The 17,212-nt window shown below is 39.9% G+C and carries 16 protein-coding genes; 10 read left to right on the forward strand and 6 right to left on the reverse strand.

The genetic code is table 11. The features are described from left to right. Positions 1–21: 21 nt before the first annotated feature. From NDN11_RS07720 to NDN11_RS07730, 3 genes are all read left to right on the forward strand, one after another. Complete coding sequence (locus NDN11_RS07720) at positions 22–387, forward strand: NirD/YgiW/YdeI family stress tolerance protein (RefSeq protein WP_251111298.1); 366 nt, start codon at positions 22–24, stop codon at positions 385–387. Positions 388–487: 100 nt separating this feature from the next. Next, positions 488–1,147 (forward strand): response regulator transcription factor, encoded by a 660-nt coding sequence (locus NDN11_RS07725; protein ID WP_167246668.1) that lies wholly within the window; start codon positions 488–490, stop codon positions 1,145–1,147. Positions 1,148–1,151: 4 nt separating this feature from the next. Continuing rightward, positions 1,152–2,486 carry a sensor histidine kinase gene (locus tag NDN11_RS07730; RefSeq protein WP_251111299.1) on the forward strand — a complete coding sequence of 445 codons (1,335 nt, stop codon included), beginning with the start codon at positions 1,152–1,154 and terminating at the stop codon, positions 2,484–2,486. A gap of 95 nt (positions 2,487–2,581) precedes the next feature. Here NDN11_RS07730 and hemP read toward each other — a convergent pair whose 3' ends face one another. Beyond that, positions 2,582–2,752, reverse strand: coding sequence for a hemin uptake protein HemP (hemP, locus tag NDN11_RS07735; RefSeq protein WP_004653932.1), 171 nt, complete (start codon positions 2,750–2,752; stop codon positions 2,582–2,584). 177 nt (positions 2,753–2,929) lie between these two features. Between hemP and NDN11_RS07740 the strand changes: the two genes are divergently transcribed. Further along, positions 2,930–3,841, forward strand: a complete 912-nt coding sequence (locus NDN11_RS07740; protein WP_251111300.1) for an NUDIX domain-containing protein — start codon at positions 2,930–2,932, stop codon at positions 3,839–3,841. Positions 3,842–3,843: 2 nt separating this feature from the next. Here NDN11_RS07740 and NDN11_RS07745 read toward each other — a convergent pair whose 3' ends face one another. Both NDN11_RS07745 and mrcB read right to left on the reverse strand, forming a co-directional pair. Beyond that, the gene (locus NDN11_RS07745) at positions 3,844–4,401 is read right to left on the reverse strand and encodes a tetratricopeptide repeat protein (RefSeq protein WP_251111301.1); all 558 of its coding nucleotides are present in this window, start codon (positions 4,399–4,401) and stop codon (positions 3,844–3,846) included. A gap of 19 nt (positions 4,402–4,420) precedes the next feature. Continuing rightward, a complete protein-coding gene (gene mrcB / locus NDN11_RS07750; protein ID WP_251111302.1) occupies positions 4,421–6,832 on the reverse strand; it encodes a penicillin-binding protein 1B in 2,412 nt (803 codons plus the stop codon). A 234-nt stretch (positions 6,833–7,066) separates the two neighbouring features. Here mrcB and NDN11_RS07755 point away from each other — a divergent pair, with 234 nt between their 5' ends. The 5 genes from NDN11_RS07755 (at position 7,067) to NDN11_RS07775 (ending at position 12,840) form a co-directional block, all read left to right on the forward strand. Next, the gene (locus NDN11_RS07755) at positions 7,067–7,975 is read left to right on the forward strand and encodes an NAD(+) kinase (RefSeq protein ID WP_032858932.1); all 909 of its coding nucleotides are present in this window, start codon (positions 7,067–7,069) and stop codon (positions 7,973–7,975) included. Then, positions 7,972–8,244 (forward strand): YeaC family protein, encoded by a 273-nt coding sequence (locus tag NDN11_RS07760; RefSeq protein WP_167246678.1) that lies wholly within the window; start codon positions 7,972–7,974, stop codon positions 8,242–8,244. The genes NDN11_RS07755 and NDN11_RS07760 overlap by 4 nt, the downstream gene beginning before the upstream one ends. Positions 8,245–8,459: 215 nt before the next feature. Further along, the gene (locus NDN11_RS07765; RefSeq protein WP_251111303.1) at positions 8,460–11,216 is read left to right on the forward strand and encodes a type VI secretion system Vgr family protein; all 2,757 of its coding nucleotides are present in this window, start codon (positions 8,460–8,462) and stop codon (positions 11,214–11,216) included. Next, positions 11,203–12,480: a hypothetical protein gene (locus NDN11_RS07770; RefSeq protein WP_251111304.1), complete on the forward strand. Its 1,278-nt coding sequence runs from the start codon at positions 11,203–11,205 to the stop codon at positions 12,478–12,480. The genes NDN11_RS07765 and NDN11_RS07770 overlap by 14 nt, the downstream gene beginning before the upstream one ends. Then, positions 12,481–12,840 (forward strand): hypothetical protein, encoded by a 360-nt coding sequence (locus NDN11_RS07775; protein ID WP_251111305.1) that lies wholly within the window; start codon positions 12,481–12,483, stop codon positions 12,838–12,840. Positions 12,841–13,084: 244 nt separating this feature from the next. Here the strand turns inward: NDN11_RS07775 and NDN11_RS07780 are convergent, their stop codons facing one another. Further along, complete coding sequence (locus NDN11_RS07780; protein ID WP_251111513.1) at positions 13,085–14,080, reverse strand: glycosyl transferase family protein; 996 nt, start codon at positions 14,078–14,080, stop codon at positions 13,085–13,087. Between the two features lie 245 nt (positions 14,081–14,325). Between NDN11_RS07780 and NDN11_RS07785 the strand changes: the two genes are divergently transcribed. Continuing rightward, positions 14,326–15,471: an acyl-CoA dehydrogenase family protein gene (locus NDN11_RS07785; protein ID WP_251111306.1), complete on the forward strand. Its 1,146-nt coding sequence runs from the start codon at positions 14,326–14,328 to the stop codon at positions 15,469–15,471. Between the two features lie 53 nt (positions 15,472–15,524). Here NDN11_RS07785 and NDN11_RS07790 read toward each other — a convergent pair whose 3' ends face one another. Together NDN11_RS07790 and NDN11_RS07795 are read right to left on the reverse strand one after the other, a co-directional pair. Next, positions 15,525–16,148 (reverse strand): hypothetical protein, encoded by a 624-nt coding sequence (locus NDN11_RS07790; protein WP_251111307.1) that lies wholly within the window; start codon positions 16,146–16,148, stop codon positions 15,525–15,527. Between the two features lie 116 nt (positions 16,149–16,264). Next, positions 16,265–17,200, reverse strand: coding sequence for an alpha/beta hydrolase (locus tag NDN11_RS07795; RefSeq protein WP_251111308.1), 936 nt, complete (start codon positions 17,198–17,200; stop codon positions 16,265–16,267). Between the last annotated feature and the right edge of the window lie 12 nt (positions 17,201–17,212).

The following is a 17,212-nucleotide window of genomic DNA, read 5'->3' on the forward strand; positions in this document are numbered from 1 at the left end:
AGCCATAATGAGGGTATCAAGATGAACATTTTTTCTAAAGTTGCAGTCATCGCTAGTTTAGTTGGTGTGACAACTTTTGCAGTTGCAAATACAAATGCCGTGAATCAACAGGCGCTAGCACCAACTCAAACCACGACGGTTAAGCAAGCATTGACGATGAAAGATGATACGCCAGTGCAATTAAAAGGTTATGTGGTGAAAGCAACTGGTGACGAGAAGTATCAGTTTAGCGATCAAACAGGCACAATCACCGTAGATATTGATGATGATTTATGGCAAGGCAAACCTGTATCTGCAAAAACACCAGTGACTTTGATTGGTGAAATTGATATTGATTATAAACCAACCAAGCGTGTTGAGGTTGATGTAGACCAAGTTCAATTCTAAGCAATCTGTTTATCCCAAAAGACCACATGACAATCATGTGGTTTTTTGCTTATGCTTTATTCTCAGAAAAATTTTATAGATCAAAAGAGAGGATTATTTTATGCGAATTTTATTGGCTGAAGATGATGCCTCTCAGGCTGAGAGTATTAAAAACTGGTTAGAGATGGATGGTTATAGCGTCGATTGGGTCGAGCGCGGTGATTATGCGATCTTGGCGATAGAACAGCATCAATATGATTGTATCTTACTGGATCGGGGCTTACCACAGGCCACAGGTGATGACATTCTGAAAGCGATTCGCTGTCAGGACAGCAAAACGCCTGTTATTTTTATTACAGCTAAAGATCATATTCATGATCGGGTTGAAGGATTGGATCTGGGTGCCAATGATTATTTGGTGAAGCCATTTAATTTAGAGGAGCTATCAGCACGGATTCGTTCACAATTACGCCAGCATCAAGCTCAAGCAGGGCAGTATTTAAATTTTTCCGATTTACAGTTAGACCCACAAGCCAAAACATTGAGCAAAGCAGGACAGACCATTAATTTGACCGCGAAAGAGTTTCAGATTTTGCATAAACTCATGCAAAAGCCCGATCATATTTTGACACGGGAACAACTGGAAGAATCTTTATACGCATGGGGGGACGAAATTGAAAGCAATGCCATTGAAGTGTTTATTTATCAAATTCGTAAGAAAGTTGGTGGGCAATATATCAAGACCATTCGTGGTTTAGGCTATCGCATGCATCAGGAATAACAGCATGAAAGTGGTGTCTTTACAAAGCAAACTGGTCAAAACCTCGTTAATCAGCTCCGTCATTGCAGGATGTGTGGCATTACTTTTATTCGCGGTCATTTCTGTCTATCAGACCATGCAAGTACAAGACGAAATCATGGATGAGATTTCAGATATGCTGCTGATTACGGATTTAACCACCTCTTCTGGGCAGCAAATTGATGAACTCAGTGATCAGTTTGATATTCAATATCGTTTGAGCAATCAGCAGCAGGTACTCACCCAGTCAGAAAACTTTCATCTCGATCAGCAGTATTACAGCTTGATTGAGGCAGCACATAGTGACTACGGTTTGATTTGGCAGAAAGGTCAGTTATGGCGAAGTTATGCGGGTGAAGATGAAAATTCGCATATGCAAGTGTTGATAATGCAACCTTTAGAAGAGCGGTTTCAAGATTTGTTGCATAGCTTTATGGGATATGCACTGGTCTTAATTTTGGTCTGGTTAATGCAGTGGATCATGTTGCATTTCTTGATCAAGCGACAATTTAGCGTGATTCATCAATTATCAAAGCAAATTTCAGCCAAGAATGCGGATGATCTTACTCCCGTTCAAGCAGGTGAGGTGGAGTTAAAAGAACTGCAACCGATGTTGGGTCAACTCAATCGCTTATTACAGCGCTTGGACCAGTCTCTACAGGCTGAACAACGTTTTACCGCGGATGCATCGCATGAGTTACGTTCACCTTTGTCTGCGATTCAAATGCGTTTGCAGTTATTGCAGCGTAAATATCCAGAACGTGCAGCTGACTTTACCCAAATGCAGCAGGATGTAAGTCGAGGTATTCAAATTTTAGAGAATCTATTGTTGTTGGCACGTTTAGACCCAGAGCATGCGGAAAATTTACCGAAGACTCATTTTTCGATGCAGGAGAATGTTGATGAGGCAATTCAGGCACTTAAATTATTTGCTAATGAAAAACACATCCAACTGCATTGGCAGGTTATTGCAGATGTGCAGGACGAGATTCTTGCGAATCAACAGCTTATCTTTACCTGTGTACGCAATATTTTAGACAATGCGATTCGATATACACCTGAAAATGGAACGGTTTATATTGCATTAAATCAGCGTTCTGATGGGCTAGAGCTGAATATCGAAAATGATGGGAATGGTGTGAACACCGAAATGTTAGAACGGCTTGGCGAACGTTTTTATCGTGCTTTAGGAACTAAAACACATGGTTCTGGCTTGGGGTTATCGATTTGCAGAAAAATTATTGAATTACATCAGGGGAAAATCGAGTTTGAACAGTCTCAATACGGTGGTCTTAGAGTCACCATATCACTTAAGATCTAAGTCTATTTAAAAATTGGACTAACGTATTAAAAAAGCAGTATGCGCTGACATACTGCTATTCCCACGTTTATTGTTATTGTCCGATTATTATTATATTACTTCGTTAAAATCAGGCGATTATTACGAGTTAAACGTAAACGATATTCCTCACCAGCATGCATGATGCGGATTTCGCGACCTAAGGCAAAAAGGTTGTTTGAATGCAACATTGGCAATGATTGAGCTGCATCTGTACTACGAGTAAATAGGCTGAATGGTGCGTTCATTTGTTATGCTCCGTGGTGTGTTTTTTAATGTTTTAAATGATAATCATTATCGAATAGACCTGTCAACGGAAATTTTAAGAATTTACAAAATCATCTATTAATTTTGTTTTTCGACATGGGAATGCCGAGTTAAATTCCTTAGAATGGATCTGAAAAGCTGAGAGATTTTAAACGGTTATGACAAAGGCTACAGTTGATGTTGCGATCGCAATTTTATTACACAAAACTAAAGTTTTAGTGGGTTGGCGACAAGCAAACCAACATCAAGGTAACAAACATGAATTTCCTGGCGGAAAAGTTGAATCTGGGGAAAGTCCTGAGCAGGCCTGTCGCCGTGAAATTTATGAAGAAGTTGGCATTGGTCTAAAAGATTGGCATGCATTTGATCTGATTCGTCATGAATATGATGATCTCATCGTGAATCTGCATTTATTCCATGCTTATGTACCTGATGAATTACTTGGGCTTATCCATCAACCTTGGGCTTGGTATCACCGTGACCAGTTGGCAAACCTAAATTTCCCTAAAGCCAATGCTACAATTTTACAGCGCCTAAGTTGGCCACATCTGATTCAAATCAATGATCAACTAAGTCAGCTATCGGAACAGAATACCTTGTTCTATTGGCGTACATCTTTAGAAGATCAAGCGCAGATTGAAACACAATTGCAGCGCTTAAGCGATGCAGAATATTCGCGGCTGATAGTCAATTATGCGCTTTGGCAGCAGTTGAGTAGTGATCTACAAGCAAGAATTCAAACCATCCACCTGAAACAATCACAATTGATGCATTTAAATAAGGCGGGATTGATTGTAGGGAAGCGCTTTATTGCGGCTTGTCATGATGCAGTATCGTTGCAGCATGCACATCAAATTGGCTGTGATGCGGTATTTTTAAGCCCTGTTAACACGACCGTAACGCATCCCGAAGCACAGGGATTAGGTTGGAATGGTTTTGCGGCACTGGCACAGAACAGTGATATTCTTGTATTTGCTTTAGGTGGTGTTGCTCCCGCAGATTTAGAACAAGCCCAAAAGCATCATGCTTATGGGCTTGCAGGGATTCGTCAATTTAGTTTAACGAACTAAGATCAGAGCGTTTGAATCGCTTTACGTGCTTCTTGAGCCTTAATGGTATGGCCACGGGCTTCACTGGCTTTCAGGATAATCAACCAGAGCTGTTTCTTCATAGCGTTGCTTTGCGCATAACTTAAGCCACGACGTGCCAGTGCTTCGGCATTGGCATATTCTTTGCGCTGATCGGCAATCATGGCCAAATACAAATAAGTTTCCGTTGCTTGTGGTGCAATACGTTGTGCTTGTAGCGCATAACGTTCAGCTTCAGCAAGTTGCTGCTGCTTATAAGCAAGTTGTGTTTTTTGCATTAAGGTTTTAAATGCAGGCAGTTGACTGCCATCATTAAATTTTTGCTGAACTTTTTGCTGTGGCACAACCACAGGCACACTTTGACGTTTAATCTCTTTTTGTTCATAAGGTGTAATTTTTACACCTGAAGAAGGTTGGGTTACCTTCTTCTTTTGTGAACTATTGGTTGGTGGTTGATTCGTTGGCTTGGTGGTTTTCTCTGGTGCGGCTGTACAACCTGCTAGCAGCAACACCCCAATGATCACCGTAGTTTTCTTCATCATGTCCAATCATCCTTTAAATTTAATTTTCACTGTTACCGTTATAGCTGCCGCTAGAAATAACGCGTGTTGGAGTGTGATTGGATAAATCAGTATCCATTTGTGTTTCACTTTCACGAATATAGTTGCTGATACCATCATTGTGATCATCAGCAGGTGCTTCATCGTTTGGAATATACGTAGGTTCAACTTCGTAGTGTGATTGGCCACACAGGGTTGCACGGCGTGGTACTGTTTGACGCAATAATGGAATATACATCGCACCATCACAGCCTTGAGCCGATAAATCACCACTGGCACTATCAATCCATTGCCATTGAACATTATCCGTTTGGCGTAAATTGACAGGCTCTTGACGTAATTGACGCATCACATTAGTCCAAACAGGCAAGGCACCCGAAGAACCTGTTAAGCCAGTCACTTTGTTATCATCCAAACCTAACCAGACAACCGCAACATGGTTACCAGAATAACCAGCAAACCACGAATCTCTAGTATCGTTCGTTGTTCCTGACTTACCTGCTAAATTCAGCGATTCTGGTAGACTATTATAGGCAGAACGCCCCGTACCAGAACGCATCACTTGTTGTAAACCATAGTTAATAATATAGGCAGCGGCTGGATCGATGGTTTGTTGAACATTCAAGCCATAACGCTCAAGCAAATGTCCTTTGGCATCGACTACGGTGCGAATTGAGCGTGGTGGATATTTAAAACCACCTGTCGCAAAGTTACCGTAAATACTTAATACTTCCATTGGTGACATATTCACAGCACCAAGATAGATCGACGGGTAGGCAGGAATATCAGAGCTTACCCCAAACTGTTTGAGTTTGTTGCTAAAGGCAGATAAACCAAATTCATTTGCCAAGCGTACAGTTGAAAGGTTGTATGAATTCGCTAATGCTTGTTGCATCGGCACAACACCATGTTCACCACCACTGTAGTTCTTCGGTGTCCAGCTCTTATCGCCATCAATTGGAATATTGACCGCACTGTCTTCAATTGGACTTGCCCATGTATAGCGACCAGACTCAATTGCATTTAAATAAATAATTGGTTTGAGTAATGAGCCCACTTGACGTTTTGCATCTAAAGCTCGGTTAAAGCCTGTAAAATCTTGAGTTGAACCCACAGCTGCAACCAATTCACCATTTTCAGGATGAGCAACGAGTACAGCACCTTGCAAGTTTTTCAAACGGGCAGGGTTGGCTTTGGCTAAACGATCTACAGTACTCTTAAATGCATTTTGGACTTGAGTCTGTGCAATTGGATCAAGTGTGGTAAAGATTCTTAAACCTTGATTGGTAATGTCACTTTCTTGATATTCAGTGCGGAGTTGACGACGCACGATATCTAGGAAATCTGGAAACTTTGCAGGACCTAAAGTTGGTTTACTCACCACATTTAATGGGCGTGCAATTTCATCTTGGTATTCTGCTTCAGTTAAATAGCCCATGACTTTCATGTTGTTTAATACAACATCACGGCGTTTCTTGGCAGATTCTGGATTACGCCAAGGGTTATATAGAGAGGGGCCTTGAACTAGACCAACCAAGTACGCTTGCTGTGAAATATTCAGCTCACGTAAAGGTAAACCAAAATAAAACTGTGATGCTAGACCATAGCCATTAATCGAATAGCTTCCATTTTGGCCTAAGTTCACTTCATTTAAATACGCTTCAAGAATCTCATCTTTGCTGTAATGTAGTTCAATTAATACTGCCATCAAAGCTTCATTAACTTTACGTTTCAGCGTCTTCTCTGGTGAAAGATAGAAGTTCTTGACTAATTGCTGCGTTAAAGTTGAACCACCTTGACGGCGGCCACCTGTGGCATTACTGACCAAAGCACGTGCTGTACCACGGATTGAAATACCATGATGATGATAGAAATTACGATCTTCTGTTGAAATTAAGGCTTCAATCAGGGTTTTTGGTACTTTATTTAATTTGATGAGAACGCGGTCTTCATTATGTTGAGGGTAAATACCGCCAATCAATAAAGGTTCTAAACGTGCAACGCCTGTATTGGAAGGTTTAGTAGAACGGATTTCACTCACCTGACCATCTGCAAAAGCAAGCTCCAGCACTTGCTCAGGTTCATTACTATCGCCATAGTCAAAACCACGGGTATGCACATACATCTGGTTGCCTTGTACCACATAACTGCCAGATTTATCGTAATTCGCCGTGTTTTTATAGCCCAGTAATTTTAGCTCTTGGGTAAAATTCTCTTGGGTAATCGGTGCATTTGCATAGATTTCCAACGGGCGAGCAAATACCTTGGCAGGAATGTCCCAACGCTGACCTTCAAATTTGTCACGAATAATATTATCTAAGCGGATCAGATAGATACTAAAAGCAACAAAGACACCTATCACTAACATTGAAAAAATGAGTGCTAGAAAACCAATACCACGTTCAAACTTCATAGATTTGCGTTAAAACCAAAACAATGTCGGTAATGATGCGATAGCTTATTGTCATTTTGCAATCATAAAACTGTGAATAAATAGCAACATGCAATAAAAACTTTAAGAATGCGTTGACATTAGATGTATAAAAAAACAACGGATAGACATTTTTATACTTTTTAATCAATCATCAACGCAACATTGGTTGTTAATGATATGATAGTCAGTAATCGCGACGGAGCTAAATTATTCGTGCAAATTTCACATAAATCCTTTCGAAATATTGGTCTAATTGGACGACCAGACAAGTATTCTGTAGTAGAAACGTTATGTTTAATTCATGATCATCTGATCACTTTAGGTTTAAATCCCGTTTTTGATCAGGAAACAGCCAAACTGGTGCCTTATAGTTATGGGCAAACAGTCAGCCGAAATTTACTTGGGGAAGTGGTTGATTTAGTTGTGGTTGTGGGTGGTGATGGTTCATTATTACATGCTGCACGTGCATTGGTTCGACATAATACGCCTGTGATTGGGATTAACCGTGGTCGATTAGGTTTTTTAACAGACATAAAACCTGCGGAAGCGATATTTAAACTGGATCAAGTGCTACAAGGTCAATTTCAGCTTGATCGCCGTTTCTTATTGGAAATGGAAGTGCGTACCAATGGTGAAACGATTTATGATGCAATTGCATTGAATGATGTGGTACTACACTCTGGGAAATCGGTTCATATGATCGATTTCGAGCTGAATATTGATGGGCAATATGTCTATCGTCAGCACAGTGATGGTTTAATTGTTTCAACCCCAACGGGTTCAACTGCATATTCATTGTCAGGTGGTGGACCAATCTTACATCCGAGTATGGATGCCATAGCATTGGTGCCAATGCATCCACATACTTTGTCATCACGACCGATCGTGGTGGGTGGTCACAGTGAAGTTAAAATCACCATTCGTGAAAACCGTGTCTTACCGATGGTCAGTGCCGATGGACAACATAGTGTTGCATTAAATGTCGGTGATACCGTGCATATTCGCAAACATCCGTTTAAACTAAGCTTATTACATCCACCAGGTTATGACTTCTATATGGCATGTCGCACCAAATTGGGGTGGAATCAAGATTTTGAATCTTTTCAACAGGATGACTCATGAATATTGAACAAATGCTCGCTGTTTTAAATCCTGAAATTGTTGAGCGTCTTCGTACTGCTGTTGAAATTGGCAAATGGCCAAATGGGATTGCATTAACCAAAGAACAGCGTGAAATCTGTATGCAAGCGGTGTATGCATGGGAAATGGAACATTTACCAAAAGAGCAGCGTAGCGGTTATATCGATCGTGGTACTAAAGATGAAGGTGAGGAATGTGATGATGATCATCACAAACATGAGCCTGAATTTAAGCCGATTCGTTTTGTGTAAAAGTTGTGAGATATTTACAATGCCCTTGATTTTTAGGGCATTTTTATTACTTGCATGTTCCAAGGTCATTGTTTGAAATGGCCATAATCAAAAGAAGTTAAGTTAGTTTGTAATAAAAAAGTGACAGAAAACGTCATAAACAGACAGTACTGTATAGACAGAGGCATATTGCTATCGCTAAAATGCCATAAATTTAAGCAAAAAAATCTATAAAAATGTTGAACAACATCTTTCAAGCCTTAGAAAGTCTCGGCCTTAGCGCACAAAAACGTGCGATTCATATTCAATTTTCTAATCAAAATTTAAATTCGCAGGTTTTTCTGCAACGTATTGATGGTCAGCATCAACTGAATCAAGGCTTTAGTGCAGAATTAATTTGCCTATCGACCAATGCGGCCATCCCATTAAAACAATTTATTGGTAGCCAAGCTGCGGTTGATAGCGTGACCGATCAAGGTCAATTGACCCGTGTCACAGGCATTATCACCCAAGCCTTACAAGGACAATCCGACGGTAGCTTAACTTTATATAAACTGACTTTAGAAGATCCAACCGCACTGTGGAAACAACGCCGTAACAGCCGTGTGTTTATGAATAAGAGCGTGCGTGATGTGGTGGAAATTATCTTCAAAGAGTGGCAACAAAAGAGTCCACTCTTTGCATCAAGCTTAAGTTTAGATTTAAGTGGACTCAGTCAGGACTATGATGTCCGTCCCTTTATTATGCAGTCTAATGAAAGCGATTATGACTTTCTCACCCGTTTGATGAGAAGTGAAGGGATGAATTGGCTTATTGACGAAGCTGAGCGAATCGTTGCACTCAGTAGTGCTGCGATTCAGCCGCAAAAACTACGTTTGATTGATGACAATAGCCAGTATCAAGCCTTAGACCGTCGCCATATTCGCTACCACCGTAGCAGTGCCACAGAACAATACGACAGCATGACCAGTTTGGTCGGACAACGTTCTCTACAACCCAGCAGCGTGCATGTACAACGCTGGCAAGCAGATGCACTAGAACAAGAAGATGGTGCAGGCAGTGTGCAAAGCACACATACGCACAGCGATCAGTATGACAATGCCAGTCTAGGACTAGAACAAGCATGGCATTTTTCACCAGCGTGGATGCAAGACCACAATGGTGAAGACGGTGCTACCCAATCAGGTAATGCACAGATAGAAAAACTGAATCAGAATCTCGGTCAATACTATGATCTGCAATCAAAGCAATTTACAGCCAATACTACGGTGCGAGACACCCATGTCGGTTACTGGTTTGAACTGGCAGAGCACCCTGAAATTGATCAACATGATGGTGCAGACAAAGAATTCCTAATTACAGGCAAAAACTTTTATAACCAAAATAATTTACCTAAAGATCTACATCAACAGATCAATCAACTCTTAGCACAAAGCAACTGGCAAATAAAAGAGAGTGGCGAACGCCAAGCCAATCAACTGACGTTGCAACGCCGCAATATCAAAACCGTTCCTGAATTTAATCCGTTACAACACCGTCCAGCTGCTTCACCACAACGCGCCAAAGTGGTTGGACCAAGTGGAGAAGAAATCCATGTGGATGAATGGGGGCGGATCAAAGTTCGCTTCCTGTTTACTCGCAATGACGACCATAGCCATGATGGTGGTTCAGGTGCCAATGACAATGACACTGATTCTGCTTGGGTCGATGTACTGACACCTTGGGCTGGTGAAGGCTATGGTGCACGCTTCTTGCCACGTATTGATGAAATCGTGGTGATTGACTTCTTTGATGGCAATATTGACCGTCCGTTTGTGGTAGGACGCATCCACGAAGCCCATCGTAGCCCAACCAAATTCGATAATGCAGGCAAGCTGCCTGACACCAAGAAACTGGCAGGGATCAAGTCCAAAGAATATCAAGGCGAAGGCTTTAACCAACTGCGTTTTGATGACACCACAGGACAGATCAGCGCACAGCTACAAAGCAGTCATGCCGCAAGCCAACTCAATCTCGGCAAACTGAGTCACCCTAAAGCAACAGCAGAAAGTGAAGATCGAGGCGAAGGGTTTGAGCTGCGGACTGACCAATGGGGTGCTGTGCGTGCTGGCGAAGGCTTACTCGTTTCTACGCATAAGCAGGATCAAGCGCAAGGCGAACACCTCGATGCACAAGTTGCTAAACAGCAGCTAGAAGGTAATCAAAGCAATGCCAAGGCACTGAGCGAAGTGGCTAAGAACCAGCAGACTGATGAGATTGAATCCGTTGAACAACTAAAAGCATTTTTTGAATCGCTGGAGTCTAATATTGCCAAATTTAACAAGGCTGTCCTATTACTCAATTCTCCTGAAGGTATTGGCCTAAGTACTAATGAAGATATTCATTTATCTGCGGATGGACAGATCAATCAGTTTGCGAGCGACAGTATCAATCTAAGTACACAGAAAAACCTGATTACACATGCTCAAAACCGAATCAGTCTGTTTGCAGCACAAAATGGAATTAAACAGGTCGCAGCAAATGGTAACTTTGAAATCCATGCTCAAGGTGATGGAATAGATTTACTTGCTAAGCAAAGCATCCAGATTATCTCAACTGAAGATCGTATTGAGATCATCAGTCCGAAAGAGATCGTGATTACTGCGGGTGGTTCTCAGATTAAGCTGAATGGTGCAGGTATTTTCCCGACCACAGGTGGCAAGTTTGAGGTGAAGGCTGGACAGCATTTGTTTATGGGTGGAAGTAAGCTAGCTATACCAAAATATTCACTACCTAAAATTGGTGAAAAAAATCAATATAGCTTAAAATACCAAATGCTGGATGATAGTGGTAATCCTTTGATAAATAAAAAATATATTGCTTTTTTGGATTCTGGAAAAACGGCTGAAGGTATAACTGATTCCAATGGTTTTACCAATGAAATAAGAACCATACAAAAAGAAGATGTATCAATTCATGTTTTCTTGGATAAGGAGTTAGATGTTGAGCAATAACATAAAAGAGTATCTTCCATATGTGAAGTTAAAAACTGAAGTGGATATTACTAAATTAAGCTATACTTTAGCTATATTTGATACTGTAAATCAAAAATATAAAAACTCTGATTATAATGTTAAGTATCTTTTTAAAAAATCTGGTTCTAATTTTAGGACTGCAATGATAACTTTGAAAAATAATCGTTCAAGAGTTGAAGTTTTGAAAGATTATGTTTTAATTTTTAATCTTTATAGGTCAGATAATGGTGGAAATTGGCACCATGTAATAAAAAATTATTACGTAAATAATATGGTTGAAGAGTTTGAGAAAAGTATTGTAGGAAATGTTAAGTTAGATATTGTTAAATACTCTGAAAAAAATGATGCAACTAAGGTTGTACAGCCTAAAAATCCAAATACTGTTGTGGTTAATATTTCTACAACCCCAATATTTGTTTCAGTGGAGCATCCGCCAGGTTCTAAAAAAGACCCTTTTACAAAAGAGGCAGTAGAAGCAAGTCTATTTAGCCGTTTAAAAGAACCTTATCCTGATCAAAGATTTACTTATTTATGTGGTCCTGCTGCTTTTTTTTATTGTGTATTAAATAGTAATAAAGAAATTTATAAAAAAATTGTTAAGGCTTTATGGGAAAAAGGAGAAGTTTTAATTGGAAGGTTAAATATAAAACCTGATCTAAATGGTGCACGCCTTGTTCATAATTTTTATGATGATAAAGAAGTTGCAAGAATATCTGCCGTTGACTGGATTACAATGGGAAGTTTAAGAGATAGCTCTAATTCGGTTACAAAGTACAATCAAGCAGAAGCAGTTGGATGGATAGCAGATAAGCTAAATGGTTTAACAGCATTTACAATGCCAGATGAAATAAAAAATTGGTTTTCTTCGATAGGATATAGTGTTCCTTTATACCAAAGTTTTATTCGCCAAAAGGTTCCAAGAAATGTTGATTGGCTTGATGTTTTGAGAAGTCTTTCATCTTATCCATCACAAGATTATTATTACGTTTTGTTAACTGTTGGAGCGATAACACAAGGTGGTTCAGATCTACCTTCTGTAGCAATAGGGCCTTCACATTATATCGTAATTAATTCAGATTTAAAGACAGACTCAGGGGTTGTTAATAAACTTACTTCTGATGATACTATCGTTAATGCTACATGTTTTAACTGGGGTAAGCAGGATAGAATTAAATCTGTTAGCTTAAAAACTTTGAGTCGGTTTATTTGGGCCGTTATTGTTGTAAAAAGAGAGTTAAAATAGATGAAAAAATTTGTAGCACTAACATTTGTATTTCTATTAGGTTGTTCTAATGTAAACAATGATGTGTTTTTGACAAAAGAAATTCCAGTAGCAAAGGTTGGAAGTCCTTATTTTGCAGAAATAAAAATGAAGGAATATCGTGTTATTGAGGATACTTTTCTTGTACAGTCAAATATCGATCAAAAGAGTGGTCTGAGTGTTTCATCAGACCAAGGTGAAAAAGAGTTTGCCCCTCATGCTTTGACAATAATTAAAGGAACACCCAAAAGATCTGGTATTTATAAGATAAATATTTCTGGCACTGTTAGGGATGGATTAAAAGATTTTAATAAGGATTTTGTTCTAAAAGTTGAGGATTAAAATAATCATGTTGTGATTGAGCCTAGTAATAAGCTCGATGGATATAATAATATTAGTATAAAAGGTACTCCGAAATATTCTGGAAAGTTTTCTATTGAAGTTTCTACAGGTTTTTATGATAAAGGTGATGATGAGTTAAGTAAAACTTATGATTTTATAATAAGTGAATAAACTCTAATTTTATCAATTTTTATATTTAGCAAATAACCCAAGGTTATATAAGTAATCTTGGGTTATTTTTTGATCAGAAACGACTATTCCACAGCTCTTTCGCTTTGTTCATTGCTTCATCATAGCTATTGACTACGCCCATGGTATACAACGCGATTCCCATCGTTTCGATCACCGCCATTTCACCATATTCATGCGTCTGCTCACCCAACCAAACCGCTTTAAAAACAGCTAAATCAAGCTCTTCTTCAATTGGGCTACGGTCAGGTGTTAGTTTTGGCAATTCATGTTCGTACAACTCACCATTTTTAATGCCACAAATTAACGTTTTGGCATCAGGATTACGTTCAAATTCGCCACCTTCACCCTTAATCACAGCACTGTTTTGATAACCCAAGCGGAACGCAGTCTGTTGATGTGAAGTACGATACGCAGGGTGGAAAATCGCTTGTAAGGTCGCTTTGGCATTAAATGGATTAATCAAACGTGCCAAGGTGTGAATCGGAGAGCGTAGACCCATCACATTTCGTAGTGAGATCAACTCACTTAAAATAGGTGAGATTGCTTCAAGTGGTAGATAGGCAAAGTTATGCTGTTCAAGTTGTTCGCGCACATCCTGTTCATTTTGACAAATTGAAAAGCCCAAGTATTGTAAAACTTGTTCAGTATAGACACGGTTAATGGTATGCCCCGATGCACCATGCATCACAATCTTGTAACCATGATGCGCTAAAGTCAGTGCTGCCAATAAGAACCACGGATAGTGTTTACGCTTGCCTGCATAAGATGACCAGTCTAGATCCACATCAAGTGGCTTAAAGTTGAGTTGATCACGCGTGGCTTGGACAAAACCAGCCAGTTCATCGACAGATTCTTCCTTGACGCGTAAGAGCATTAAGAATGCACCAAGCTGCACATCCAAGACTTCAGCTTTTAAAATCATGCTAAATGCTTGATAGGCTTCTTCATAACTAAGCGAACGAGAACCTGTTTTGCCTTTACCTAAAATACGAACATATTGAGCAAAAGGATGTTCTGCGGTTTTATAGATATTACGTTTTGTGTTCATGGTCGTATTGAAGGTTGTCGCAAAGAATAATGAATATGACATAAAACTGAGCTGTGTAGCATAAAAAAACCAGCAAACTGTTTAACCAATAAGCAATTGTGCTCAGAAGATAGGCGATGCAAACAAAATTATTGACCGAATCAGTCTAGTGATTTGATGTAAACGGGACATGACATCCCATCTAAAAGTTATTAGCATGGCTGCGAACAAATTTTTAAAAACAATGAAAGCGAAAGGAAATAATGATGTTAGCTTACGATTCAGATTTGGAACTCTTCCGCGATAACTTTAAACGCTTTATGAGCGAGCAGATTGCACCTCATTATGAGCAATGGGAACGTGAAGGCATCATGCCTCGTTCAGTATGGGCAGCATTGGGCGAAAATGGATTCTTGTGTGTCGATGTACCAGAAGAATACGGTGGTTATGGTGTACCAACGCATTATTCATTGATGTTGGTTGAAGAGTCTGCACGTGCAGGCTACTGTGCATTATCAACCGCGATTTCATGTCATTCTGAAATTGCTGCGCCATATATCCAACACATTGCGACAGAAGAGCAAAAACAGTACTGGTTGCCAAAAATGGTGTCAGGCGAAGTGGTCGGTGCCATTGGTATGACTGAACCAGGTGCAGGTTCTGACTTACAGGCAATGCGTACCAGCGCAATTTTGCAAGATGATCATTATGTGTTAAATGGTTCGAAAACCTTTATTTCAAATGGTCAGCATGCTGATCTCGTGGTTCTTGCCGTAAAAACTGATCCACAAGCACGTGCTAAAGGTGTGTCTTTGATGTTGGTGGATACACATTTGGAAGGTTTTAAAAAGGGTACTAACCTCGACAAAATTGGTTTGCATTCACAAGATACTTCAGAATTGTTCTTTGATAATGTCAAAGTGCCGAAAGATCAACTATTGGGTCAAGCAGGACAAGGCTTTGCTTACTTGATGCAAGAGCTTCCGCGTGAACGTACTGCGATTGCTGCGACTGCATTGGGTGCAATTCGTGGTGCGATTGATATTACCACGCAATATGTAAAAGAACGCCAAGCCTTTGGTCAGGCAATTTCGCAATTCCAAAATACACGTTTTGTATTGGCACAAGCGAAGATTGACGAGTTGGCAACAGCTGCTTTCTATAATCAAAACGTGGCTTTATACAATGAAGGCAAATTGGATGTAGAGACGGCTGCGGCATTGAAGAGCTTCAGTAGCGATATGCAAATGAAAGTGGCTGATAACTTGCTGCAATTATTCGGTGGTTATGGTTATATGACTGAATATCCAATTTCACGTTTCTTTGTCGATGCACGTATTCAGCGTATTTATGGTGGTACTAACGAGATCATGAAAGAAATCGTGGCACGTGGCATTATCGGTAAAGCTTAATTCGCATTTATCTAGTTAAACAGCCTGCTTTTGAGCAGGCTGTTTTGTTTTCATTAATTGCTAGGTTGTTCGATGACTGGATAGCTCTGTTGTTTCGGTAACTGTTGTAAGGCTTGATTTATTTTCCTCAGAAACTCATCGGCTTCATCTTGCCGAAAAATATCTTCCGTATATTCACTGCGTTGTTGAAAGCGACCGCAGCCTCGTATTTGCATGTTAGATGGATTAAATGACCAGTCACTAGTGTTTTTTAAGTTGATATCTAAATCACTTTCACAACTTTTCCATAAATTTAAGAAAGTACTCGATTGTTCTGATTTAAACCCGCGTGCTGGATAGACTGAAAAGCCTGTCATTTGGGGATTAGAAAATTGAATAAACCGCTCAACGGGCATACCTCCCCAAAGGATTGCAGTGTTTTCAGGCAAGGCTATACCGGTTAAGTTCTGTTCTTTTAAGGCATGAGTTTGCCGATGGGTTTGTCTAAAGTGCTGTGATTGATAAGTGAGTTTGCTTTGAGGGGGGACAGGAATTCCTCGAGCTTGATTACTTACAGGAGTGATAAAATAAGGCGAGCGATCTGTGCCATTGCAACCTGCAATCATAGGACAGCCACCACATGCCGTTAAACCGATACTGATTAGACTCAGTAAACCTAAGCTGAAAATCTTATTCATTGTATTTTACTGTTGTTATCACATCTTCATACAGTATAACTAATCTGTTCTATGAAAGGCCCTAATTTAAGCGGAACGAATCGTCCGCTTAAATTAGGCTATGTTTATTCAGGATTTTATGGTGTTGGTTCATCAAATAGATTTGAACAGCTTTGAGGTTGACAACCCGCCAACATAATCGCTTTTGGTAAGCTGGCATACATATTGGTCAGATGCTGCTCGGCAGGATGTCGGTAATTCCAGAACAAGAAATGCTTAGAACGTTGCTGATTAAAGTTTTGATAAAAGTTGTTCTGCTTCTGCAAGGATTCAGCGTCTGGTGTTGGACTTCGACCATGCTCATGCGTACCTACCGTGGTCATCAGCATGGTATCTTGAGTTTTACTTTGATTCTTTAACCAATCTGCCTGTCGATTGAGCAAGGCATAATTATCAAACCAGAGTGAAGGGCTAGCCGCAATATAACGTTGGAACATTTGTGGTTGGCTAAAGAAAGTATGTAAAACAAACAGTCCGCCAAAGGAGTGTCCAAATAAACTCTGTTGCTGAGAATTGACTTTAATTTTGGTCTGAATGGCAGGCTTTAGCTCTTTTTCTATAAATTGAATGAATTGGTCTGCGCCACCATAAGTGTACTTGGCTTGTTTTTGAAATTCAGTCGATGCTTTTGGGGTGTAGTCTAAAGCACGCTTTTCTACATCAAAACTGTTTTGCTGCGGGTAGCCAATCGCAACAATAGCGACTGGACTCAAGCCCAAACGATTGGCACCACCACCTACTGATTTAGCAATGTTGGCAGCACTATCAAATGCGGCATTGCCATCCAGTACGTAAAGCACAGGAAAACCTTCTTTTGGAGCTTCACTAGTAGGAACTGAGATCTGAATCAGATAATCGTGTTTGGTATATTTGGATGCTATTACAAAGCTTTGTTGAATATTGGTTTGTGATTTAAGAGGTGCTTTATTTGAACTCGAGGTCGTCGGTTGAGCAAAAGCCAATGGTGTTACCATGAGCAGAGAAAAAGTCAAAATACCAAGTGGTTTAAACATAATTTATTCGCA

Source organism: Acinetobacter sp. C26M, from assembly GCF_023702675.1.
Classification (GTDB): domain Bacteria; phylum Pseudomonadota; class Gammaproteobacteria; order Pseudomonadales; family Moraxellaceae; genus Acinetobacter.

Bases quoted from the DNA above. Each gene is read 5' to 3' on its own strand.
- NDN11_RS07720 (WP_251111298.1), top strand. From the start codon at position 22: ATGAACATTTTTTCTAAAGTTGCAGTCATCGCTAGTTTAGTTGGTGTG.
- NDN11_RS07725 (WP_167246668.1), top strand. From the start codon at position 488: ATGCGAATTTTATTGGCTGAAGATGATGCCTCTCAGGCTGAGAGTATT.
- NDN11_RS07730 (WP_251111299.1), top strand. From the start codon at position 1,152: ATGAAAGTGGTGTCTTTACAAAGCAAACTGGTCAAAACCTCGTTAATC.
- hemP (WP_004653932.1), bottom strand. From the start codon at position 2,752: ATGAACGCACCATTCAGCCTATTTACTCGTAGTACAGATGCAGCTCAA.
- NDN11_RS07740 (WP_251111300.1), top strand. From the start codon at position 2,930: ATGACAAAGGCTACAGTTGATGTTGCGATCGCAATTTTATTACACAAA.
- NDN11_RS07745 (WP_251111301.1), bottom strand. From the start codon at position 4,401: ATGATGAAGAAAACTACGGTGATCATTGGGGTGTTGCTGCTAGCAGGT.
- mrcB (WP_251111302.1), bottom strand. From the start codon at position 6,832: ATGAAGTTTGAACGTGGTATTGGTTTTCTAGCACTCATTTTTTCAATG.
- NDN11_RS07760 (WP_167246678.1), top strand. From the start codon at position 7,972: ATGAATATTGAACAAATGCTCGCTGTTTTAAATCCTGAAATTGTTGAG.
- NDN11_RS07765 (WP_251111303.1), top strand. From the start codon at position 8,460: ATGTTGAACAACATCTTTCAAGCCTTAGAAAGTCTCGGCCTTAGCGCA.
- NDN11_RS07770 (WP_251111304.1), top strand. From the start codon at position 11,203: ATGTTGAGCAATAACATAAAAGAGTATCTTCCATATGTGAAGTTAAAA.
- NDN11_RS07775 (WP_251111305.1), top strand. From the start codon at position 12,481: ATGAAAAAATTTGTAGCACTAACATTTGTATTTCTATTAGGTTGTTCT.
- NDN11_RS07780 (WP_251111513.1), bottom strand. From the start codon at position 14,080: ATGAACACAAAACGTAATATCTATAAAACCGCAGAACATCCTTTTGCT.
- NDN11_RS07785 (WP_251111306.1), top strand. From the start codon at position 14,326: ATGTTAGCTTACGATTCAGATTTGGAACTCTTCCGCGATAACTTTAAA.
- NDN11_RS07790 (WP_251111307.1), bottom strand. From the start codon at position 16,148: ATGAATAAGATTTTCAGCTTAGGTTTACTGAGTCTAATCAGTATCGGT.
- NDN11_RS07795 (WP_251111308.1), bottom strand. From the start codon at position 17,200: ATGTTTAAACCACTTGGTATTTTGACTTTTTCTCTGCTCATGGTAACA.